The sequence below is a fragment of the Paenisporosarcina cavernae genome, from assembly GCF_003595195.1.
GTDB lineage: Bacteria > Bacillota > Bacilli > Bacillales_A > Planococcaceae > Paenisporosarcina > Paenisporosarcina cavernae.
Genome location: NZ_CP032418.1, coordinates 1,386,957 through 1,405,426 on the forward strand (window position 1 = coordinate 1,386,957; position 18,470 = coordinate 1,405,426).

Genomic DNA, 18,470 nt, shown 5'->3' on the forward strand with positions numbered 1-18,470 from the left:
TTACACCTTCTTCCGTTGAAGAGCTGTTTTCACGTCATAGCTAAATATGTTCGCAAAGTCCTCATTCAATTTTTTTAATCGTTGTTGTTCTTCTGGATCCATATCCGGTGGTTTGGCTTTTGGGACTTGATTGTGTCCTAATCCCATCCGATACCCTAGATAAAAGACAATAAAAAGAACCACTCCTGTGAGTAGCCCGATAAGATAATCCATATTTAATTCCTCCTAGCAGTCTGTGAATTCATTTAATCCCAGTCCATAAAATCGTTTATTTGAGGTGAGCCACCAGTCATTGTTCGTACGGCTGACTCGTGTATCTCTTTTGGTGTTGGATTATCAGGATCATGTGCTTCTGGAACATCTGCATTGTAATAAAACAATTTGTTTAAAGCCTGTGAACCTGAATCCACATCATCGTCATTTTTCCCTCTTGGGAATGCTGACCACTCATCAATGAATTCTGTAGTCCAAGGTTCATTTTTCGGCACCCATACATTACCTGAACGAATGTAATCTGATACCGCACTCACACGAGCTATTTTACTTCCCTTTGGATTAACAGGAATGATACCCGGCAAATGTTTACGTAGCATCGAGATAATAGCCGAACCGTTTGCTTTGTCCTCAATAAAAATGCCTGTTGCCTTTGGATAACGCTTTTTCATTGTTTTGATGGCTTCTAAGGTTGTTGGAAAATCCATCCGCCTTTTATCTCTGTCCACGAGATATGCATTAATGCCTGTCTTTCCCCAAGCTTGAATAGAAACATAATCGGATGTATCACTATCTTTGAACGTTGCATCCACACTGATGATCATACGTTGCAACACAGGTAAGGTATCGTACTTTTTCCACCAATCTCTTTTCACCATGTTTCCTTCATGTGCAGTAGGTCTTCCTTGGTAAAGGGAATTGAAAGAGGCAGGGTATCTCTTTCTTTCAGCGATAAACGAATAGCTATATCTCTCAGGCCACAAAGGCTCGCCAATCTTGCGACCAAGCAAATCGTTTTCTTCTGCTTCAAGTGGGAAGTTGTAAACCTCCCAATTCAACGGTTGGCCATATTCGGGATTTAGCAATCTGCCTTGTAAATCGTCTTCGTGCCACCGTGTAAGAATGAGGATAACAATTGCACCTGGATGCAAACGCGAGGAGAAAGAGTCTATCCATTCATCCCAAATCTTTTCCCGATGATTTTCGCTATTTGCTTCTTCCCTGTTCTTAATTGGATCGTCAATAATCATTAAGTCGGCACCTTGACCAGTGATACCAGATAGAACTCCTCGACTAATCATTCCGCCTATATTGTTTGAGAGAGTCCACTCATCGTGCGCTGAACTATCTTTTGCTATTTCTATACCAAAGATATCGTTGCCGTATTGTCGAATCTTTTCTTTGTTCTTCTTACCAAACTTACGAGCAAATGTATCGTTATAGCTGATTTCAATAACCCGGTCTTCTGGAAAATGTCCTAAGTAATAACTTGGTGCAGTTTCCGTTATTGTCATTGATTTTGAATGACGAGGTGGCATGTTAATTGCGATGTATTGGTTCTCTGTTGGTATGTCACCATCTCGCATACGTTTCTTTTTATCAACTGCAGATTGAATGATGTTACCGATAAATTCGGTGTGTGGAGCAATTTGATATCTTCCTTCATGCGCATAAACAACATAATCGATGTAATTTCTTCTGGCGATCGCCTTTTTAACTTCATCAAGTGATGGCAGTTTTAGAGAGGATGTTTTCAAGCTTTTTCAACTCCTCCACTGACAAGCTGCTTAAATCCACTTGATTATTCACATTATGCGTTGTCTCACCTGAGTGCTCGATTTCCTGTTTATCTCTCCACTCTTTCGGTTTTCTATTTTTCAACCAAAAGATTTGTGCAGTTGTATCTGGTTGGACTTCCTTTGTAACCCTTTTTGTTTCAATCATTACCATTTCAGTTTTTCCTGTCTCCTTGTTAAAGTGTTCAGCATACTCCTTGGTAATTTCATCATATCGATATCCAAGTGCTCTTTTAAGTAAGGCATTTTCGACTTGGCGGTCAACAATCTCTTTGCCCTTTTTTAAGGACTCCAAAAACTCTGGGAACTTGTTCTTCCAGTCGTTTAATGTGGAAACTGCAATGCCCATATTTTGAGCAATTTGTTCATCTGTCAGTCCGTCTCTTGCCCAACCGTTCACTTTGAGTAAGCCATCTTCTGTTATCCAGTAAGCAAACTTTCCTTTAGCTCCACCTTTTTTTACTTTCCCATCGCAATCACCCTTTCACGCTATTTGCATTTTTAGACATATAAAAAGCACCCCTAAGGATGCTCTTTTTTAACCCTCAACTTTACCATCTACCAGTAATTCTAAGTAGTTTGCAAACTTAAACTCGGGGTTTTCATCTTCAATAACAACTATTTTAGTGGTAATATTCTTATCCAAATCAACACCTCGACACATGTACTTTCCATCGCCAATAAATGTAATATCCGTTTGGAAATAATAATCACCATCATTTAGAACTATTAATTTTCTAACAGTATTGAAGAACTTAGTTTCTTTTTTCATAAGAATTCCTCCTTTTTCTGTACACTTCTACAAAAAGGAGATATTTTCCTGCTTAATATAAAAAACGCTTAGAGATATGCCCAAGCGTTTCTAAAATTCTTATTTAATTTTACTACCTTAGTATATCCCCTACACATGCACTGGCTGCGTAGATTCAATACTGCTTATTTATAGAGTAACACACTGTTGGTCAAGTAGGTGTGTAATATTTTGTCACATTTCGCAGAAACATTTCGAACGTAGCCATATGACAAATTTAATTCATCGGAAATCTCTTTTAAGGACTTGCGATCAACTACTACTTTTTTCATGATTGCATACTCAATTCTATTTAGTTTTCCTAATGCTCTTTCATAATCCTTTTTCATTACTTCATAGTGCTCTTTACGCTGCATAATTTCATGTTTTCTGTTATGAAATAAGTCCACACGTTCGATTGCCTCTTTGGAACCAAACTTCGTAGCTCCAATACTCCCCAACATGTAACTGCCTTTCCCGAACCAATAATCCATATCTGCATTTACACGTTCCAGGTCCAGTTCGATTGTTTCAAGTGTTGCACACAAATCCAAATAGTTAGCCAACATTTTCACTTAAACCGACCCCCTTTATTTATAAACCATCTAACCCTTGTTTTCTCTGTTTGATTTTCTTTCTTTCTGCTAGATCAATCACTAAGATAGCAAGCTCAATTTTCTTTCGTTTCATTTTTTTCGAGATGTTAAGCAGAGATATTTCGCTCTGCCACATCTCAATAAATTCCTCGATTTCTTTTTGGCTAAATCCTAAATCTAAATCAATCTGATCCAGCGCAAAATACTTCATCGTTTGTTACGCAACCACTCTTTATTACTGGCACTCTCAAACCCAACTGCATGACCTTCTTTCCATCCCCTAGCATGTCCCTTTGTCTCACCGTCGACCTTGCCGATGAACATTCCTGCGACAAATCCGAACAACACCATCATGAGTAACCAAAATAGCTCCAATTGTTCCACCTCATTTCGTTACGACTTTCCATCCTTCTTTTTTCAATGCGCGAAGTTCTTTCCCTTCGAACCGGTCATAAAGCCATTGTTCTCGAATGCCATCATCTAGCTTGAGTAAGAACCAACTACCTTTACGTTTTAGCTGGATGTGTTGCACCTTTTGGGGACGTTCCACCTCAATCGTAATTCCGTGTTTGTTTTGCATAAGCACGCAACTCCTCAAGGTTTCTATGTCGATGGCAACAATTACCACACTGGATGAACGATACATAATCAAGAACATATTCGACATCGCCTAGCGATTGCCAAACACCACACTTATCACAAGAGACTAGCAACGGGTAGTACTCTTGCTTTTTCATATCATCCCTTCTTTTCTAGGTTATTTGTAAAAACTTAAGCAATACTAGTCGATATAAATTACATCAAACAAAGAGGTGATTGCGTTTTGAATTTATTTGAAAATGTTGATTTTCCGACTGAACAAATCATTGGTCCGCTAATTGTGCTAATAATCACCATGGTAATTGTTGCTTCAGTATATAAAATACTGTTAGGAAAAATATTGCCGCCAAAAGTTTTTAACTTTTTGTTGGGACCAGTTTGTTTATTTGGATGCTATTTATGGGCTTATCCTATGCATTTAGGATTCCATGAGCTGTTTAATTAAGTCATTAGTTAAACAATGACTCTTGGAAATATCCATGCCTAGCTTTCTGATTAATCCATAGTACTTCTTGTCTCTTTGCACCTGCTTCTGCTGCAACATTCAATGTTTCTCTGTGCCAATGTTTTAACCTATCGTCGTAAATTTGATGAGCATATCCGGACAAAAGAACAGGACCTGGATGATCTTCCAATACATCAAGTAATTCGATGTGATCATCGATTGTCATTTCGTGTTTGTAATGTCGTTTTGTTCGTGTCTCGATGATGTATGGCGGATCCGCATATACAAGCACGTCTTCTCTTTTGTACCTTTCCAACAGCTTCACTGCCGGTTGATGTTCAATTTGAGCTTGTTTCAATCTTTTAGTTACCAGCAGAATTTTTTCCGGAAGTTTACTCCACTCTTTTGTAACGTCTGGGCCATTGTAAGTAATGAGGCTCCGCCATCCTGTTCTATCAGAAGTCTTAGCTCCGATTGCTTGCCAACATCTAACAAGAAATCTTCGCGCATCTTCTATATCATTTCCTGTCTCGAATTCGTACGAAGCATAATACTCTTCTCTTGAAAACGGAGTCCATTCAATTAGTGCCGCCAGCTCTTCAGGATGGTCACGAATGACTTTGAATAAATTTACTACACTGCTATCCATATCGTTGATAGTCTCAATTCCAGATGATTTTTTATTAAAAAATACTGCCCCAGAACCGAAGAAAGGTTCTAGATATGTTTTGTGTTCTGGCATGTGATCAATAATCCAATCTGCCATACTCCATTTGCTTCCAGGGTAGTGAAGTATTCTAGGAACCGCCATGATAGAACCACCTTCTGTGTCGTTTAATGAAAATCTGTTTCATCATCCAATAGACATCGTACACTTAGCCTATTAGTTTCATTTTCTATCCCCCATTAAATAGTTATGCATAACCTCTGGTAGTGCCGTGCAAATACCATTTTTCATCATCGTAATTGTTATAAATGTATATTTTTCCGCTCAAACCTAATTCACACCAAACGTAAATAACATCAACGGTATTTATTTGTTTGGCTATTCCATCTAAGGTTAAAAATCCTTGTCCGCAGCCTTCTTTATTCCACTTCAATGTTGCATTATTGATTATTTGATTGTTTACTATAATTCTCGGCGTATCTTCTAACTCATAAATGATGATTTCCCCTAATGTATTTTTCAAAGGACCCACCCTTCCAAATTCATTTTTTTGTTTTCGGTTTAACTACTTTCTTTGCTAAGCGATCTTTTTTTCTTTCTTTTCGAAATTTCTTTAATTCTTCCAGTCGGATGAACCCGCCATCGATATGGGAATAGGTAAGTAAAGTCAATTTGTGAGGGAACTTGTACTCAAACATTTTCTTCTTAATCTTGAAATCAGTCGTTTCCATTCCCTTGATGTCGACTACTTCAATGGATCCGTCTAAATGGTGTATTTCGAAGTCAGCGACATAAGTAATTGCCTTGAACTTTTTACTTCCTTTTTCAAACTTAGGTTGTATTTCGTATCTTGGTTGAAGACGAAAGAAGAGTATTTTCTCTTCTTTCTGTCTCGTTTTCAGTTCTTCGTAATACTTAGCTTCCGCAGCGCTATCAAATGTGTTGTCATCAATTATTACTTTTCGATTGTTATACTTGCTCGGCATTACTCGATGATGTACACATTCTGAAGATTGATTTCGTTTTCCAACTCCTGGGCTAAGTAATTCGCAATATTAGACATCGCATTTAATTCCCATGCCCCACCATCTGCCTCGAATAATCCGACTTGTCCACCTTCACGTAATCGCAAGATAAATTCGGATGCTGGCTGTGCTACTTCTACGAAAGTGCGGAATGGTTTCAGCTCGACAGGGTTTGGAATTTCGACATTCCCCACAGTTGCGACTCCTGTCTTAGCAGTTACACGTTGTGAAAGCCCATCGTCTGTCATTTGAACAGAATTTTCTTCCGTGATAGAACTGATCAATTTGAGTAATTGTTGCTTATGAGCGTTCTCCACGAAGCAAGCTTGCAACATAATTTGAAATTGTTCACGGTCAATGAATCGTTCAAACTTGATTTCGGGCAGTAATGCTTTTGCTGCTACATACGATCTACGATCATTTACATCGTTCAAACTGTCGAACACATTCACTCGAGTAGGCGATTCCACATGAATCATTAGTTTGCGATCGTGATCGAAATTCGATTTAATGTAGTCAACGATTCCTGATAAGCTACGTAATTCAATTGGTTGTACTTTCTGTTCTGTATCTAGTCGATACAATTGGTTTGTGGAATAAACCTTACCAGCTGCTTCAATTGTTTCTGGACGTTTTAACTCAAGTAAGTACGATACGAATTCTTTTAACATTTAGGTTCCTCTTTTCTATTTGTTGGTGTTAGTTATTTGAAATTAACGACTTTATTTTCTTTTTTTGCGATTTCCGTTTCAGCTGGCTTTTCCCCTCTGTCAGTTAGCACTTCCCCATTTTCATCTACATACATCTGTCCTGGGATGCCACTCTTCAACTCAGCACCAACGACTTTACCTTCTGAGTTGTAATCAATCATCAAGTTCGTCTCAATTTCTCTCGCCGGTTGAAGATTACATTTTGCAGTAATACTGACACTTGCCAAATTACGAGATTCATTTGGTTTGAGTGTAATGTTCATTGTTACTTTTCGCGCTTTCTTTGGGTCTGTGTTAGGATCCGCAATATTCTCTAAAACTTTTGATAGTTCAAGATTGATTCGTTCCGCTAATGCTCCGTTTGCAAATGTTTCTAGGTTTACATGATTGCTCATTTTGACTTCCTCCAGTTTTTTTGGTTTTGTATTGCATCGATACTAAAGTCGGCAGCATCCCCTTCACGAAATTGTGTTTAGTTTCGTCCGACAAATTTCATGTCCATACAGATATAGCCATTCTTCGTAAATTTCTCGCCATTATCTATCCATCCCGAATCGATAAGCCGTTCATGGTCTGCTCGAAACTTCGCTAAGGTATCCGCCATGATTAACCGGGTAATAACGCCATTTTTCTTTTTCGATTCCATACCTGCACCTCCTACCAGTTTTTGAAGCATGAGTCATACAAACTTTCAATGTATTGGGCATGCGCTAGTCGTTTTGCTAACTCTTCGCTTGGCTCGGTTTCTATTTTCTTTTTTAAGATTCGTGGGATTCGTTTGATCTCATCCCCATCTGTCGTTTGTCTTCGAACAGCTTTGTAATCTTCAAATCCTCGTCCACGGTTCACCACAAAGACAAATGCGTGACGGATTGATTTACCTTGCTTATTCACAAATGTCGAAGAAAATTGGCTGAGTAGATACGCTTCTTTCTCAATCTCTGCCATTTCTTTCGAACCGCTGTTGCGATAGTCCTCAGAGTACCTGTTCATTTGGCACCTCGTTCTCCTGCTCATAATCTCGTTTAATGCGCTCGATAGTGGTTATATGCAAAAGTTCGTGATAAGGCATGCTGCCAATGGGACGACCTTCAGGAGTTTCTGTGATGCCCATGGAACGTAACTCTTGTATAAAAAAATCTCGTTGATTTCCTTGAATTGTTTTCAAGTTCCCGCTGATGTTTCGACGGTTGCGCACGACACTTCCCCCTCTTCGATATAGTTGATTAATATCTCTTCTGCTTTTTCTCTACTAAACCCGTATGTAAAGCAGAAGTTTGTTAAATGGTTTTCGAATTGTTCTTGGAATATTTGATGCTTGTGTTCTTTCCAGAGTCCTGCAGCGATTATCATTTGGTTGAGTAGGACATTCATGATGTAACTCCTTTATCTTTCGCAATACGTTTATCAGGAGCATTGGTGAACATGATGTACTCGGGATTTTTCAACAATCGTGAAATAGTTTTACTGTCGTACATCTTTACCAGCTGCTCTCCGCTTAAATTCGTTGTGACAATCGTTGACTTCGATTGCCTTGCAGTTCCGACAAGTTTCAAGACTCGATGCACAAAGTCTGTTGCGGTTTTCTCCGTATCTGTCGCCCCAGTCTCAGAGCCTAAGTCGTCAATCACAAGCAAATCAACTTTCGATAATAAATCGATGTAGTAAGATTCATCATCTTGCTGATCACGGTATTTGTAAGAATCTCGAATGCTTTGTATAACGACTGCCCACTCCACAAATACACAAGATGTACCCTTCGATTTCTCGTTTACTTCGCGCAAGATGGAATAGGATAAATGGCTTTTCCCCGTCCCTTGCTTACCTTGAAAAATGAGGTTGAATATCTTTCCGTCCAAATAATCTTGTGCATACTTCTCAGCAAGCGATTTGTTTAGCTTTTCCTCCGAATCTTCTACTAGATTTCGAGTGTAGGTAGCAAAACTTGCTTTTAGGAGAGTTTCGTCTGTAACCACACTTCTGGAAGTGAAGATATTTTTTAACCGTTCCTCATGTTCCTGCTTTAGAGCATTGGCCACTTTTAGACTTTCGTTTTCGAGTTCACATCTCGGGCAAACAACTTGTCCGTCAATCACCATCATTTGAACTGGATTCGATACAACATTTCCATGTGCCCGTATCTCGTGCTTATCACATGTCTCAGAATGGAAGACCAAATTCGTTTTTAACTCTTGTAGCTTCTTGCTCACTGTTGAATCGATTTTTTCCAAAACGATTGTCTCCCCTCTTTGACTGCTGGTAATCATTATCAGGATCAAACGAATTTAAGAAAGTGGTGGGATGCTTTTTATACGTGTCATTCGGATCGTCAAAGCCACTCACGTAATCTCTTGTTTTTGAAACGAGTATTGGATAGCCAAATTTCTTCGTAACAGCCGCAAAGGCTTTTTCTGCTCGAGGCTTGTCTTTTTTCTTGTTGTAGATTTCCCACCACTCTGAAAATTGCGCATGCGTATCGATGCTTTTATTATCTTTTTCTTTTTCTTTTTCTTTTTCTTTTTCTTTTTCTTTTTCTTTGGCGATATCGTATCCATACTGTATTGATACTGTATCAATCCCTTTATTCTCAAGGGTTTCGAGATACCTTGCGCAAAACTCTTCATTTTTCACTTTGCGCAAATCATCTTGCGCTTTTTGCACGACTTTAGGACTACTATTCCAGTTGTATTTCGTCCAATTGCGCAACATGATTTCTTTCGTTTCTTCGGAATAAAAGATTTTTTCGTATTCAACAAAACGTTCTAAGAGCTTCTCGACTGTTTCGCGGTTGTATCCCGTTTCAATCTCGATGATTCTTTTTGGCAACTCATAGATACCAATTTGGTTTGTCTTACTATTGGTCATGAGATAAATGTAAAAATACTTCTCTTCAGGAGTGAGGTCTAAGACAAAGGCATCTTGCCAAAAGCTCACTTGTACACTTCTGTATTTGCTCATTCCAAGATCTCCTTTCCTATGGAATGTGAATCATTTTCCCTGTAACTTTCGCTACTTCGTCTCGTATTAATTGCTCATCTGAATTGCTATCAGAAAGATGCAATAACCATATTTCTTGCAGACACGATAAATCGTTTGAACGAAGAAAATCGAGTACATTCTCAAGGCTGAAATGCGATTTCATAATGCGTTGGCGGAGTCCTTTTGGTAATCGGCCAGACTTGTTATTTGCATCCAACACCGACTGGCAATAGTTACACTCCAACATCAAATAATTCAGTCCGACAAACTTGTATCGTATAAAATAAGTGTCGGTGGCAAAGAGTAGTTTCGATCCATTATCACTTTTGATTAAGTATCCAAACGGTGTGTCGGTGTCATGCTCAACTTCAAACGGCAAAATCGTAAATGTACCAATTCGAAATGTTTTTTTCGCTTCAACACACTTAATTCTGTGATGGTTAATTTGCAACTCATTAGCAGTTCCTTTGCTCATGTAGCAATCTACACCAAGCCTTACTAAATCTTTTATTGCTACTGAATGGTCCTTGTGAGAGTGACTTAGTAAAACACCCGCTAGATTTGTTGTTTGAAAACCTAGCGCAGTGTTAATTCTTTTGATGGATATTCCTGCTTCCAGCATTATTTTGGATTCACCATCAGAAACTGTATACATGTTTCCTGAGCTACCACTACCGAACGATTTAATTTCGAGCATGATTTCTACTTAGCGTCGGAGTTTCAAACATTTCCTCTGCTGTCCACCCAAGTCTTGAACGACTTCGTAAAGTGTTGTAATTCAGATTCAATTCTTTAGCCCATTTAGCCAAACTCTGAGTCTTGCCTCTGTATTTGATGTACTTATTTGTCCTCGTGTTGTTCATTTGCACATACTGATTTGCCCAACGACAATTATTCGGGTAGTAGCCATCGTTGTTATTTATGCGATCTAAGGATAATCCTTCTCTGTATCCAACTTTTTTTGCCCAAGCATAAAAATTTTCAAATCGCTCCCAATCTCCACAAACCTGAATGCCTCGCCCACCATATAATTTGAATTTCGGATGGTCACTGTTCCCACATCTTTGTCTCATTTCAACCCAAATGTAATAAAGCTTTGTACCCGATTGACCGTGAGTTTTTGTCACAATTTCCACTCCTCTCAATCATTAGAAACCAGGTCCGTTGGATTCTGATTCAAAAACAGGTTCAGACACTTCTTCAGTTTGTTCCTCAAGTGGTTCTGTAATTTCCCCTGTTTCCTCGTTCACGATGTAGTCATCCATATCTAATACTTCCTTGTTAGCATTCGTTTGTATCTCTTCTTGTAGTTCAGCATCTTGTGATGCTTCGTCGGATTTTCGGTAATGTGTCATCACAAGTGAATTATCATCCGATGTATTCATCAATTTTTTACATGCTCGATTGATTACTGTACGCTTGGCCATTTCTTGTGGGAATTTGCTGTGTGTTGAATCAGCACTATTTGGATTTTGTTTTGATTGTCCCCATGACTTTTTAATTTCTTCGATTGTCATAATTTCTGTGTAAACATTATTGTCATGTTCAATAACCGTGCAGTATGCTCCGATAATAGCTTTGTTTTGACTACCAAACTTTTGCTTGTGTGAGAGATTGCGAACTCGTCCGTTGACCATTTCATAATCAACTTCGTCGCCTTCGTAAATGACTTGGGCATCAATACTCTTAGCGCCGGTCACTCGTTTTGTTACAGCCATTGTTCCAAAATAGGAACGTTGGAAAGTCAGTGTCTTTCCATAAACGATGAAATAACCTTGCTTCTTTGCCGGATTTAATCCTTGGACGACCATATCTAGCAAACTATTGGCGATACTATCTTTAGAACAAACCTGCAGTGCTGGTCTGTAACCATCGTTTTTGCCTGTTTTGATTTCTTGCAACATCAGCCATGCTGATTTCATGGCATTTTCTGGACTGTAGTCAGCTGGGAAATGTAACTCTCCTGCTTCCTGAAATTCCTTCACTTTGTTTGCGACGATATCAACCGTATCTTTCTTGATCAGTGCTAATTCGCTCATTGTGATTCCTCCACTCGTAATGTTTTATCTTGCTCGCTAACGATCAGCGAAACGATTTGTGTATCGATTGCATTTAGCTTCGTAACTGCCTCGGCATTGTCCACGAATATTGGCGCATAAATGCCGTAATGCTCCGATAGTGTTTGGATAATATCTAGTCCGACATTGATTCGCATCGCATTGTTTAACGAACTATAATCGACTCCGTTATACGTTGTCTCGCAAACTTCTTGAAGACCTCCATTGATTTGGTTCTCAAACAATTTAAAGTTTGCTAGTTTGAATTTGCCATTTATCTTGTCGGTTAAGAGATCCACTTTCGCTCGAATGAATTCTTCGGTTAAGTGCAACTCGTGATCTAGCTTTTGGAATTCGGCTGCTAGTAATGATTCATTTTCGGTTAACTCCTGAATACGAGCCTTCAAGTTTTCAACATTAGCTTGCGCTGCAATGACTGTATTCTTCTCACGCATTTCACTTCGCAGATCTGCAATTTCTGATTCAATGCCTTGAACAACTTCTACCAATTCTTCTTTTTCCGATTGGATGGCAGATTTCAATTCATCAATTTGTGCATGTAGCTTTTTGTATTCTGATTCTTCTTTTACGTCCTTCACGTTCGACTCAAGACCATCTAACTCGTTCGCAAGGTTTTGTTCATCATGCATCAAATCAATGAAAATTAGCCGTGATTTTTCGAGATTTCCAGTTTGTATATGCAAGTCATCTTCAAGGGAAAGTTTTCGTTCTTTCAATGCATTACCTTCCGCCGAAATTGCCTGTAATCGATTGGATTTATTTAAATTAAATGCCTCGAGTGCTTTTTGTTTAACCTCATCCACTCTTTCTTTTTGAAGAGCCTGTCCACATGTTGGGCACTCTGTATTTCCGTGAAATTCAAAGCGTTCTTGATCAATAGAATTCCAGCGGTTCCTTAGCTCTTCCATTTGTCGATCAAGCTTCTGAATGTTCTCGTTTACCCACTTGATCTCTTCTTCATGTTTTTGGATTTCACGTTGTCCAAATAGAACATTCTGTTCAGCTTCTTGCCATTTCGCTTGTTTTTCGCGTAATTCTTTTGTTTCTTCATTCAAAAATTCATGTTCGAACGTTCTTAATGTTTGTGTCAATTCCGTTATATGGAGCTCTTTTTCTTTCACAGAATTACCATTACGAATGTTATTGATTTGGTTGTTTGCCTGGTCAATTTGCAATTGAATCCCAGCTACTTCACCTTTTAATTCATCGAGGTTTTCATTGCTTTCCGGAATAGATTTCGTGATTTCATCAATCCTTACTGGAATAGTTAGTAGCTCTTCATTTATTTTTTTTCGACGTTCGGCAATGACTTTACGATGATCGTCAATCGCGCGTCCTTTTAACAAAATAGGTAGTGCAGCTACTTCTTTGTTTGTGGCAAATACTTCTTCATCTGTCACATCACCACTGATCGTCAGGAGAATGTCACGACGATCTTTCCATTTCAGCTGCTCATTGAAAAATGTTGGGCTAGTGATCAGCTTGAACAAATCCTCTTTCACAATGGAATCGACAAATTCGGTGTATTCCTTTTTCTTCTTTGGCACACCATCGATGTAGTAATCCGTTTCATGTCCTGTAAATGTAGATTCAGCAGATCCTCGTTTCCGAGTCCACACTTCCTTGTAGACTTTCTTCAATTCAACTTCGGTACCATCAACTTCAAACAATCCTTGTACAGAGTGATTTAAGTTGTGTAGCTCGTTACCGTTAGCATTTAGTGTCTTAATAGAAAAATCCTTGTCGTTATGCGAATCCTTATCGAAAAGTAACCACACAAATCCATCAAATAACGTAGATTTACCAACCGCATTATCACCGTAGACATTGACTGAATTACCATTTAGAACTAGCGAAAAATTTTTAATCCCTTTGAAGTTCTCTAACTCCATTGAGAGTAATTTAATCGTTTTCAAATGCCTGCCTCCTTGCCCCTTATGAAAGAATGTTGTATTCTATAGGGGACTTCTTTAGTTTTAGGTCCACTGTTGGTAGCAGTGGGCTATTTTTGTACCAATAGCTCTGTCGTCCCTTTAAAAATCACTTTCTTCACTTCATATCCTTCTGCTAAATGCTCGTCCATTACTTACACGACAGATGATAGATTTGTGTCTTTCGTGTACACAAGCTCGATTGTTTTGTTAAAGCCATCCTCAAAGTGCGCTTCCCATAAGTAATACTCCTGTTCCACTTTCTCACCCCCTCTCAAGGATTTGTTTCGATTCGTCCTCTAACCTAGTAAAATCAACCACTAGACGATAACCCCAGTGCTTACAATATTCTCGTTGAAAATCGAGCATTTCTTTTAATTCCTTCTGCGTTAATCGAAGTTCCAATTCACCGACAACAGGTTCAAAGTGTCGTTGGAAATGTACGATGAACTCATTGTTTGGCAACTTCTTAATTGGTGCTATTCGAACTGTTTTTTCTGACATTATTACTCTCATAAATTCTCGATAAAAATGGAGATTTGGCTGTACAAGATTAATACAAGAATGATAGCTGCGATCAGGAAAAAACGTCTCTCTGTTTTGGACAGCGGTTCTACAAATAAGTAGTTCTCAATTCTTTTCATCATGAGATGTTCTCCACATTCACTCGGTATTTAACGGCCAATTCTTTCACGATAGCTAGATAGATTTCGGTTAAACGTGAATCATCTGCAATCGCATCTAGTTTAGAAACTTTGTTTACAGTAGACTTAGCGACTCCATTAAGTGCCATTACTTTTTTGCTTGTTCGTCACTCGAATACTTAACTTACACTTCGCGCGATCTTCAAGAATTTTGTAGCTTTCATTGCGAATCTCTTTGAACATGTCGTAACCGCCCTGCGCTTGAGCAATTCGATTTAATATTCCAGTGATTTTCTTGCGCCACTCGACAACCGATAAGCCAATAATCTCGTTAATGTTGTGTTGTTCTGTTTCAATTTTTCCGATACGACCTTCTTGTTCGTTTAACTTTTTCTCCATTTCCACCATGTTCTGTGCTTGGAGCAATGCGTACTCGGCAGGAGTTAATTGTTTCTGTTGATAGGAGCCCGTTTTTCGAATAGAGGGAATGACTTCCTTCGTGATCCACCGCTTAAAATCTTTTGCCTCTTGCTTACGACTTCCTAAAACCAAACTGTAAAGTCCTGATTCATTTACGAAATTTGTGTCACCTTGACGCCCTATGTTGAACATAGACCGTTCATCTTCATCTAGTCGTTGCAACGCTTGAGTAACATTTTTAATTTCAAGGACTTCGCAAACATCAGTTGCAGCAAACCAGATTTCTTCACCTTGTTGCAGTGTGCGTAATTCGTTGTTTTGAAACTGGAATACGTTTTGTAATTGATTCATTCTTCTACCTCTTTTCTTTGGTATAATTTCCCTATCTCATGTAGAGGGGAGGTGTTAACATGACTACTTACTTAATCTCTTACGATCTAATGGACAAAGATAAAAATTATGACGGTGTAGCCGAAGCAATTAAGTCTTGTTCCACCGGAGTTTGGTGTAGACCGCTTGCTTCTGTATTTTTAATCGAGTCCTACTTGTCTGCACAAGAAATATCAAATGCCATTAAGGCGAAAGTTGACGCTGACGATAAATGGCTAGTAATTGAAGTTAAAAACAACAAATATGGTGTTCTTAAGCGTGATATGTGGGAGTATATGAATAAAAATATGTTTATTTAGTTCCAGGACTTGCTAATTCGCCGTGGCATTTACCTTCAGAAGTCTCTGGTTCGAATTCTTCAGATAATTTGTTAATTTGAGTGATCGAGTAATTTTCTAAGTACACATGAGCAACTTTTGGAAGAGCCTGAATCTCTTCTGGAGTTGCTTGTTCTTTTTTCAACGACACACTAACAATCCACTCAGCTAATGCTTTAAGAACATCTTCACGAGATAACCCCGCGTATTCACTTGGTGTTTCCATGCCCTATTCCTCCTAGTGTCATTATTTTTATAGTTGTTAACAAACCTTGATATTTAATTAGGATCTAGAGGGTTAAAAGAAAGCACTCCTGTTTTCTTTCTTCCGTCAGCAGTCTCAAATTCATCAATTGATTTACATAATTGACCTAACCTATTTTCCTCAGTGGTTGTTCCAGCAACCTGTGGGGACTTTTCTTTTGTTGAGTAGTCTAATGCATCTTCAAAAGTATCTAAGAATCGGATTGACTCTTCTTTGTTTGCTAGAAGACAATTTAATAATGCTGAGAACTGCCTTTGCTCACGATCATTTAGCTTGCGTAGCTTCGATGCTATCTCACTTGTTCTTATTTCGATGACTTTCTTCGAACCGTTCATTAGACTACCTCCAGCTCTTTCACGTTTTCAAAATCCGACAAATCCTTTCCGGAGTTGCGAATCATGAAATCTTCCAATTCGATAGTGGATACTTTTAATCGACCAAGTTTTAGTGCTCTTAAGTGACCATGTTTAATCAAGTCGTACACTTTATTACGATTCACCTTAAGAATTTTTGCTACTTCTGTAACATCTAATAGTTGGTGCATGCTCTCCCTCCTGTTTCGGTTTTTCTGAAATCTAACCTAAAAAAATATCATCGACTTCACTTTCAAGTGCACTAGCTAACTTCTGCAAAGTTTCATATTTTGCCTTACGTAAATAAGCAACATCTTTTTCAAACAAGTGAATTGACCTAGCTGATATTCCAGCCTTTTTAGCTAACTCTACTTGAGTAATATTCAATCTTGCACGAAGAACATTTACTTTTTCTTTTTGTTTGAGTTCCATTTTTTCACCCCTTTCGACAAGTTCTGACTTTATCATATAATTCAGATAATCCGAAGTCAAGCATTTTATTTCAGATAAACAGAAAATTATTTTATATTTATATTTCACTTATTATGAAATGGTGGTATATTAAATTGTAAGAAAGGAGTGGGTAAAATGAGTAACTTTTTTGCCGACAATTTAAAATATCTTCGTTTAAGGCGCGGTATGGAACAAATAGAATTAGCAAACCTCTTAGGGAGGAAAAGTTCTTCCTCAGTGAGCGAATGGGAAAAAGGAACTTACACTCCTAAATCTGGGACAATTTCAGATATAGCAAAAATATTTGGAGTTACTTTATCGGATTTGATGGAAAAAGATTTAAGAGTGAACTTTAAAGAAATCAAACCACGACTCATTAAAATTCCCAAGGTAGGAAGAATTCCTTGTGGAGAACCAATTGACTCAGAAGAAAATATTGAGGGTTATCGGTATGAATTAGCAGAGGGTCTACCAGCTGGTGATCTGTTTGCACTTGAAGCTATTGGCGACTCAATGATGCCGACTATTTCAAATGGTAGTCATGTCATTATTAAAAAACAAACAACAGTTGATGATGGACAAGTTGCTGCAGTCCGTTTTAGGGAAAGTGGAGAAGTTACACTTAAAAGAGTTAAACGCCAAGGAAACATAATGTTATTGATTCCCGATAATAAGGATTATGACACAATCGTTGTTACTCACGATAACCCTGCAGACATAGTAGGTAGAGCAGTGCGTATTACTTTAGATATTTAATCTTTGGCCAAGGATTAAAATTAAAGGCGAGGAAACTCGCCTATTTTCACATCGAAGGGAGAGGTAAATATGAAAGGCGGAATCAGAAAGCGAGGAAATAGCTGGTATTACTATTTCGATTTGGGTTATGTAAATGGAAAAAGAAAACGATTAGAACGAGTTGCAAAAGGAGCTACTTCTAAAAGTGAAGCAGAAAGGATATTGCGTGATAAAATACGAGAATATGAAAATGCTGGTCATGTATTTACACCTACAGAAATTACTGTAGAAGATTTCTTCGCTTTTTGGATGAGGGAATATGTAGAAATGAAGCTAAAGCCTAACTCCGTTGAGAACTACCGAATCACCATTAAGAAACACGTCTTACCTGTACTAGGCAAATATAAATTGCGATCACTAACACCACATGTATTGCAAGAATTCCTTAATAACAAAATCAGAGAAGGATATAGTTATAAAACTGTTTCAATAATAAAAGGAATTTTAACTAAATCTTTAAGGCAAGCAGTTTACCCGTACAAATTTATAAACGAGACTCCAATGCAATATGTGGAACTGATTATGAGCCAAGAGCGAAAACCAACTAAAGAAAAACTAAAAATACTCACTGAAAACGATTTAAAGGTGCTTTTTTCGAACATTAAGGAAGGACACGCATTCTATATACCTTTTATGATTGGATACTTCTGTGGTGTACGTGTGGGCGAATTATGCGGGTTGGAATGGAAACATATAGATTTTCGAGAAGGTACTGTAACTATCGAACAACAAATGACGAAAGAATACTACCAAACAAAAGATGGCAAAAACAAAGCATTGTTTGTTGTCAGTAGTCCAAAAAGCAAAGCCAGTTATCGTGAAATAGCAGTAAGTGATTCATTGCTAGAAATTTTGAAGAAAGAACGAACTAAACAAAAAGAGAACCAGTTGCGGTATGGCGAACACTACGCAAAAGATTCTCAATATGATTTTGTTTGTAAAAAAGAAAATGGTGAATCATATACCCCTAACGTTATTAAATGGATTACCAGAAGATTCATCAAAGAAGAATTGGGAATCGACTTTAATTACCATTCACTTAGACATACTTTAGCTACTACGCTTATCGAAAATGGAGTGGAAACAAAAACTGTGCAAAGCATGCTTGGGCATAGTCGTTCATCCATTACACAAGACACGTACACTCATTTAACAGAAAAAATGACTAGACGAGCAGCAGATACATTAGACTCACTTTTTAAGAGTTTATAATCTAGGTGGA

The 18,470-nt window shown here is 38.2% G+C and carries 35 protein-coding genes; 4 read left to right on the forward strand and 31 right to left on the reverse strand.

Annotated elements, in window-relative coordinates:
- The 8 genes from D3873_RS07005 to D3873_RS07035 all read right to left on the reverse strand — a co-directional run bounded on the left by D3873_RS07005 (nucleotide 1) and on the right by D3873_RS07035 (nucleotide 3,756).
- Entirely contained in the window at nucleotides 1-213 is a 213-nt protein-coding gene (locus D3873_RS07005) for a hypothetical protein (RefSeq protein ID WP_119883386.1), read from the reverse strand.
- Between the two features lie 32 nt (nucleotides 214-245).
- A complete protein-coding gene (gene terL / locus D3873_RS07010; protein ID WP_119883387.1) occupies nucleotides 246-1,751 on the reverse strand; it encodes a phage terminase large subunit in 1,506 nt (501 codons plus the stop codon).
- Nucleotides 1,717-2,190, reverse strand: coding sequence for a COG3415 family protein (locus D3873_RS07015; protein ID WP_238473753.1), 474 nt, complete (start codon nucleotides 2,188-2,190; stop codon nucleotides 1,717-1,719). Before D3873_RS07015 ends, terL begins: the two co-directional genes overlap by 35 nt.
- 138 nt (nucleotides 2,191-2,328) lie before the next feature.
- The gene (locus tag D3873_RS07020) at nucleotides 2,329-2,562 is read right to left on the reverse strand and encodes a hypothetical protein (protein ID WP_119883389.1); all 234 of its coding nucleotides are present in this window, start codon (nucleotides 2,560-2,562) and stop codon (nucleotides 2,329-2,331) included.
- Between the two features lie 164 nt (nucleotides 2,563-2,726).
- Nucleotides 2,727-3,155, reverse strand: coding sequence for a hypothetical protein (locus D3873_RS07025; protein WP_119883390.1), 429 nt, complete (start codon nucleotides 3,153-3,155; stop codon nucleotides 2,727-2,729).
- 19 nt (nucleotides 3,156-3,174) lie between these two features.
- A complete protein-coding gene (locus D3873_RS07030; protein WP_119883391.1) occupies nucleotides 3,175-3,387 on the reverse strand; it encodes a hypothetical protein in 213 nt (70 codons plus the stop codon).
- Entirely contained in the window at nucleotides 3,384-3,551 is a 168-nt protein-coding gene (locus D3873_RS13365; protein ID WP_162920159.1) for a hypothetical protein, read from the reverse strand. The genes D3873_RS07030 and D3873_RS13365 overlap by 4 nt, the downstream gene beginning before the upstream one ends.
- Before the next feature lie 10 nt (nucleotides 3,552-3,561).
- Entirely contained in the window at nucleotides 3,562-3,756 is a 195-nt protein-coding gene (locus D3873_RS07035) for a hypothetical protein (RefSeq protein ID WP_119883392.1), read from the reverse strand.
- Nucleotides 3,757-3,999: 243 nt separating this feature from the next.
- Here D3873_RS07035 and D3873_RS07040 point away from each other — a divergent pair, with 243 nt between their 5' ends.
- Nucleotides 4,000-4,221, forward strand: coding sequence for a hypothetical protein (locus tag D3873_RS07040; RefSeq protein ID WP_119883393.1), 222 nt, complete (start codon nucleotides 4,000-4,002; stop codon nucleotides 4,219-4,221).
- 4 nt (nucleotides 4,222-4,225) lie between these two features.
- On the opposite strand, the gene D3873_RS07045 is transcribed toward D3873_RS07040, so the two are convergent.
- The 19 genes from D3873_RS07045 to D3873_RS07115 form a co-directional block, all read right to left on the reverse strand.
- Nucleotides 4,226-5,032, reverse strand: a complete 807-nt coding sequence (locus D3873_RS07045) for a DNA adenine methylase (protein ID WP_119883394.1) — start codon at nucleotides 5,030-5,032, stop codon at nucleotides 4,226-4,228.
- A 103-nt stretch (nucleotides 5,033-5,135) separates the two neighbouring features.
- The gene (locus tag D3873_RS07050; RefSeq protein WP_119883395.1) at nucleotides 5,136-5,411 is read right to left on the reverse strand and encodes a hypothetical protein; all 276 of its coding nucleotides are present in this window, start codon (nucleotides 5,409-5,411) and stop codon (nucleotides 5,136-5,138) included.
- Nucleotides 5,412-5,430: 19 nt separating this feature from the next.
- Entirely contained in the window at nucleotides 5,431-5,874 is a 444-nt protein-coding gene (locus tag D3873_RS07055) for a DUF1064 domain-containing protein (protein ID WP_119883396.1), read from the reverse strand.
- Complete coding sequence (locus tag D3873_RS07060) at nucleotides 5,874-6,584, reverse strand: hypothetical protein (RefSeq protein ID WP_119883397.1); 711 nt, start codon at nucleotides 6,582-6,584, stop codon at nucleotides 5,874-5,876. Before D3873_RS07060 ends, D3873_RS07055 begins: the two co-directional genes overlap by 1 nt.
- Before the next feature lie 32 nt (nucleotides 6,585-6,616).
- The gene (locus tag D3873_RS07065; protein ID WP_119883398.1) at nucleotides 6,617-7,018 is read right to left on the reverse strand and encodes a YfdP family phage-associated protein; all 402 of its coding nucleotides are present in this window, start codon (nucleotides 7,016-7,018) and stop codon (nucleotides 6,617-6,619) included.
- A 77-nt stretch (nucleotides 7,019-7,095) separates the two neighbouring features.
- Nucleotides 7,096-7,269, reverse strand: a complete 174-nt coding sequence (locus D3873_RS13370; RefSeq protein WP_162920108.1) for a hypothetical protein — start codon at nucleotides 7,267-7,269, stop codon at nucleotides 7,096-7,098.
- Between the two features lie 11 nt (nucleotides 7,270-7,280).
- Nucleotides 7,281-7,616: a hypothetical protein gene (locus tag D3873_RS07070; RefSeq protein WP_119883399.1), complete on the reverse strand. Its 336-nt coding sequence runs from the start codon at nucleotides 7,614-7,616 to the stop codon at nucleotides 7,281-7,283.
- Nucleotides 7,600-7,821, reverse strand: a complete 222-nt coding sequence (locus D3873_RS13375) for a hypothetical protein (RefSeq protein ID WP_119882447.1) — start codon at nucleotides 7,819-7,821, stop codon at nucleotides 7,600-7,602. The genes D3873_RS07070 and D3873_RS13375 overlap by 17 nt, the downstream gene beginning before the upstream one ends.
- Entirely contained in the window at nucleotides 7,788-7,997 is a 210-nt protein-coding gene (locus D3873_RS07075; protein ID WP_119883400.1) for a hypothetical protein, read from the reverse strand. Before D3873_RS07075 ends, D3873_RS13375 begins: the two co-directional genes overlap by 34 nt.
- Complete coding sequence (locus D3873_RS07080; protein ID WP_162920160.1) at nucleotides 7,994-8,854, reverse strand: DnaA ATPase domain-containing protein; 861 nt, start codon at nucleotides 8,852-8,854, stop codon at nucleotides 7,994-7,996. The genes D3873_RS07075 and D3873_RS07080 overlap by 4 nt, the downstream gene beginning before the upstream one ends.
- Nucleotides 8,784-9,581 carry an LvrA C-terminal domain-related protein gene (locus tag D3873_RS07085; protein ID WP_119883402.1) on the reverse strand — a complete coding sequence of 266 codons (798 nt, stop codon included), beginning with the start codon at nucleotides 9,579-9,581 and terminating at the stop codon, nucleotides 8,784-8,786. The genes D3873_RS07080 and D3873_RS07085 overlap by 71 nt, the downstream gene beginning before the upstream one ends.
- 16 nt (nucleotides 9,582-9,597) lie before the next feature.
- Nucleotides 9,598-10,257, reverse strand: coding sequence for an MBL fold metallo-hydrolase (locus D3873_RS07090; protein WP_338014642.1), 660 nt, complete (start codon nucleotides 10,255-10,257; stop codon nucleotides 9,598-9,600).
- 28 nt (nucleotides 10,258-10,285) lie between these two features.
- Nucleotides 10,286-10,729 carry a hypothetical protein gene (locus D3873_RS07095; protein WP_119883404.1) on the reverse strand — a complete coding sequence of 148 codons (444 nt, stop codon included), beginning with the start codon at nucleotides 10,727-10,729 and terminating at the stop codon, nucleotides 10,286-10,288.
- Nucleotides 10,730-10,750: 21 nt separating this feature from the next.
- A complete protein-coding gene (locus D3873_RS07100) occupies nucleotides 10,751-11,641 on the reverse strand; it encodes a recombinase RecT (protein ID WP_119883405.1) in 891 nt (296 codons plus the stop codon).
- Nucleotides 11,638-13,596: an AAA family ATPase gene (locus D3873_RS07105; protein ID WP_119883406.1), complete on the reverse strand. Its 1,959-nt coding sequence runs from the start codon at nucleotides 13,594-13,596 to the stop codon at nucleotides 11,638-11,640. The genes D3873_RS07100 and D3873_RS07105 overlap by 4 nt, the downstream gene beginning before the upstream one ends.
- A gap of 279 nt (nucleotides 13,597-13,875) precedes the next feature.
- Entirely contained in the window at nucleotides 13,876-14,115 is a 240-nt protein-coding gene (locus D3873_RS07110; RefSeq protein WP_119883407.1) for a hypothetical protein, read from the reverse strand.
- An 8-nt stretch (nucleotides 14,116-14,123) separates the two neighbouring features.
- Entirely contained in the window at nucleotides 14,124-14,258 is a 135-nt protein-coding gene (locus D3873_RS13630; protein ID WP_274379948.1) for a hypothetical protein, read from the reverse strand.
- Complete coding sequence (locus D3873_RS13380) at nucleotides 14,255-14,404, reverse strand: hypothetical protein (RefSeq protein ID WP_162920161.1); 150 nt, start codon at nucleotides 14,402-14,404, stop codon at nucleotides 14,255-14,257. The genes D3873_RS13630 and D3873_RS13380 overlap by 4 nt, the downstream gene beginning before the upstream one ends.
- Complete coding sequence (locus D3873_RS07115; protein WP_119883408.1) at nucleotides 14,394-15,026, reverse strand: BRO-N domain-containing protein; 633 nt, start codon at nucleotides 15,024-15,026, stop codon at nucleotides 14,394-14,396. The genes D3873_RS13380 and D3873_RS07115 overlap by 11 nt, the downstream gene beginning before the upstream one ends.
- Nucleotides 15,027-15,085: 59 nt before the next feature.
- On the opposite strand from D3873_RS07115, the gene D3873_RS07120 reads away from it, so the two are divergent.
- Entirely contained in the window at nucleotides 15,086-15,364 is a 279-nt protein-coding gene (locus tag D3873_RS07120; RefSeq protein ID WP_119883409.1) for a hypothetical protein, read from the forward strand.
- Here the strand turns inward: D3873_RS07120 and D3873_RS07125 are convergent.
- The 4 genes from D3873_RS07125 to D3873_RS07140 are packed head-to-tail and all read right to left on the reverse strand — an operon-like array spanning nucleotide 15,357 to nucleotide 16,432.
- Nucleotides 15,357-15,608, reverse strand: a complete 252-nt coding sequence (locus tag D3873_RS07125) for a hypothetical protein (protein WP_119883410.1) — start codon at nucleotides 15,606-15,608, stop codon at nucleotides 15,357-15,359. The two genes, D3873_RS07120 and D3873_RS07125, sit on opposite strands and share 8 nt — an antisense overlap.
- Nucleotides 15,609-15,661: 53 nt before the next feature.
- The gene (locus tag D3873_RS07130) at nucleotides 15,662-15,982 is read right to left on the reverse strand and encodes a hypothetical protein (RefSeq protein WP_119883411.1); all 321 of its coding nucleotides are present in this window, start codon (nucleotides 15,980-15,982) and stop codon (nucleotides 15,662-15,664) included.
- Complete coding sequence (locus D3873_RS07135; protein ID WP_119883412.1) at nucleotides 15,982-16,191, reverse strand: helix-turn-helix domain-containing protein; 210 nt, start codon at nucleotides 16,189-16,191, stop codon at nucleotides 15,982-15,984. Before D3873_RS07135 ends, D3873_RS07130 begins: the two co-directional genes overlap by 1 nt.
- Nucleotides 16,192-16,222: 31 nt before the next feature.
- On the reverse strand, nucleotides 16,223-16,432 hold the full coding sequence (locus tag D3873_RS07140; protein WP_119883413.1) for a helix-turn-helix transcriptional regulator: 210 nt from the start codon (nucleotides 16,430-16,432) through the stop codon (nucleotides 16,223-16,225).
- Between the two features lie 156 nt (nucleotides 16,433-16,588).
- Here D3873_RS07140 and D3873_RS07145 point away from each other — a divergent pair, with 156 nt between their 5' ends.
- Nucleotides 16,589-17,209 (forward strand): LexA family protein, encoded by a 621-nt coding sequence (locus tag D3873_RS07145; protein WP_119883414.1) that lies wholly within the window; start codon nucleotides 16,589-16,591, stop codon nucleotides 17,207-17,209.
- A gap of 69 nt (nucleotides 17,210-17,278) precedes the next feature.
- Nucleotides 17,279-18,460 (forward strand): tyrosine-type recombinase/integrase, encoded by a 1,182-nt coding sequence (locus D3873_RS07150; protein ID WP_119883415.1) that lies wholly within the window; start codon nucleotides 17,279-17,281, stop codon nucleotides 18,458-18,460.
- Nucleotides 18,461-18,470: the final 10 nt, after the last annotated feature.

What these genes read in the sequence shown, in the direction of transcription:
- D3873_RS07125 (WP_119883410.1), bottom strand. Translation starts at nt 15,608, where the DNA reads ATGGAAACACCAAGTGAATACGCGGGGTTATCTCGTGAAGATGTTCTT.
- D3873_RS07070 (WP_119883399.1), bottom strand. Translation starts at nt 7,616, where the DNA reads ATGAACAGGTACTCTGAGGACTATCGCAACAGCGGTTCGAAAGAAATG.
- D3873_RS07145 (WP_119883414.1), top strand. Translation starts at nt 16,589, where the DNA reads ATGAGTAACTTTTTTGCCGACAATTTAAAATATCTTCGTTTAAGGCGC.
- D3873_RS07120 (WP_119883409.1), top strand. Translation starts at nt 15,086, where the DNA reads ATGACTACTTACTTAATCTCTTACGATCTAATGGACAAAGATAAAAAT.
- D3873_RS07100 (WP_119883405.1), bottom strand. Translation starts at nt 11,641, where the DNA reads ATGAGCGAATTAGCACTGATCAAGAAAGATACGGTTGATATCGTCGCA.
- D3873_RS07060 (WP_119883397.1), bottom strand. Translation starts at nt 6,584, where the DNA reads ATGTTAAAAGAATTCGTATCGTACTTACTTGAGTTAAAACGTCCAGAA.
- D3873_RS07005 (WP_119883386.1), bottom strand. Translation starts at nt 213, where the DNA reads ATGGATTATCTTATCGGGCTACTCACAGGAGTGGTTCTTTTTATTGTC.
- D3873_RS07140 (WP_119883413.1), bottom strand. Translation starts at nt 16,432, where the DNA reads ATGGAACTCAAACAAAAAGAAAAAGTAAATGTTCTTCGTGCAAGATTG.
- D3873_RS07035 (WP_119883392.1), bottom strand. Translation starts at nt 3,756, where the DNA reads ATGCAAAACAAACACGGAATTACGATTGAGGTGGAACGTCCCCAAAAG.
- D3873_RS07115 (WP_119883408.1), bottom strand. Translation starts at nt 15,026, where the DNA reads ATGAATCAATTACAAAACGTATTCCAGTTTCAAAACAACGAATTACGC.
- D3873_RS07135 (WP_119883412.1), bottom strand. Translation starts at nt 16,191, where the DNA reads ATGCACCAACTATTAGATGTTACAGAAGTAGCAAAAATTCTTAAGGTG.
- D3873_RS07065 (WP_119883398.1), bottom strand. Translation starts at nt 7,018, where the DNA reads ATGAGCAATCATGTAAACCTAGAAACATTTGCAAACGGAGCATTAGCG.
- D3873_RS07085 (WP_119883402.1), bottom strand. Translation starts at nt 9,581, where the DNA reads ATGAGCAAATACAGAAGTGTACAAGTGAGCTTTTGGCAAGATGCCTTT.
- D3873_RS07075 (WP_119883400.1), bottom strand. Translation starts at nt 7,997, where the DNA reads ATGAATGTCCTACTCAACCAAATGATAATCGCTGCAGGACTCTGGAAA.
- D3873_RS13630 (WP_274379948.1), bottom strand. Translation starts at nt 14,258, where the DNA reads ATGATGAAAAGAATTGAGAACTACTTATTTGTAGAACCGCTGTCCAAA.
- D3873_RS07030 (WP_119883391.1), bottom strand. Translation starts at nt 3,387, where the DNA reads ATGAAGTATTTTGCGCTGGATCAGATTGATTTAGATTTAGGATTTAGC.
- D3873_RS13370 (WP_162920108.1), bottom strand. Translation starts at nt 7,269, where the DNA reads ATGGAATCGAAAAAGAAAAATGGCGTTATTACCCGGTTAATCATGGCG.
- D3873_RS13380 (WP_162920161.1), bottom strand. Translation starts at nt 14,404, where the DNA reads ATGGCACTTAATGGAGTCGCTAAGTCTACTGTAAACAAAGTTTCTAAA.
- D3873_RS07055 (WP_119883396.1), bottom strand. Translation starts at nt 5,874, where the DNA reads ATGCCGAGCAAGTATAACAATCGAAAAGTAATAATTGATGACAACACA.
- D3873_RS07130 (WP_119883411.1), bottom strand. Translation starts at nt 15,982, where the DNA reads ATGAACGGTTCGAAGAAAGTCATCGAAATAAGAACAAGTGAGATAGCA.
- D3873_RS07110 (WP_119883407.1), bottom strand. Translation starts at nt 14,115, where the DNA reads ATGTCAGAAAAAACAGTTCGAATAGCACCAATTAAGAAGTTGCCAAAC.
- D3873_RS07090 (WP_338014642.1), bottom strand. Translation starts at nt 10,257, where the DNA reads ATGTATACAGTTTCTGATGGTGAATCCAAAATAATGCTGGAAGCAGGA.
- D3873_RS07150 (WP_119883415.1), top strand. Translation starts at nt 17,279, where the DNA reads ATGAAAGGCGGAATCAGAAAGCGAGGAAATAGCTGGTATTACTATTTC.
- D3873_RS07020 (WP_119883389.1), bottom strand. Translation starts at nt 2,562, where the DNA reads ATGAAAAAAGAAACTAAGTTCTTCAATACTGTTAGAAAATTAATAGTT.
- D3873_RS07045 (WP_119883394.1), bottom strand. Translation starts at nt 5,032, where the DNA reads ATGGCGGTTCCTAGAATACTTCACTACCCTGGAAGCAAATGGAGTATG.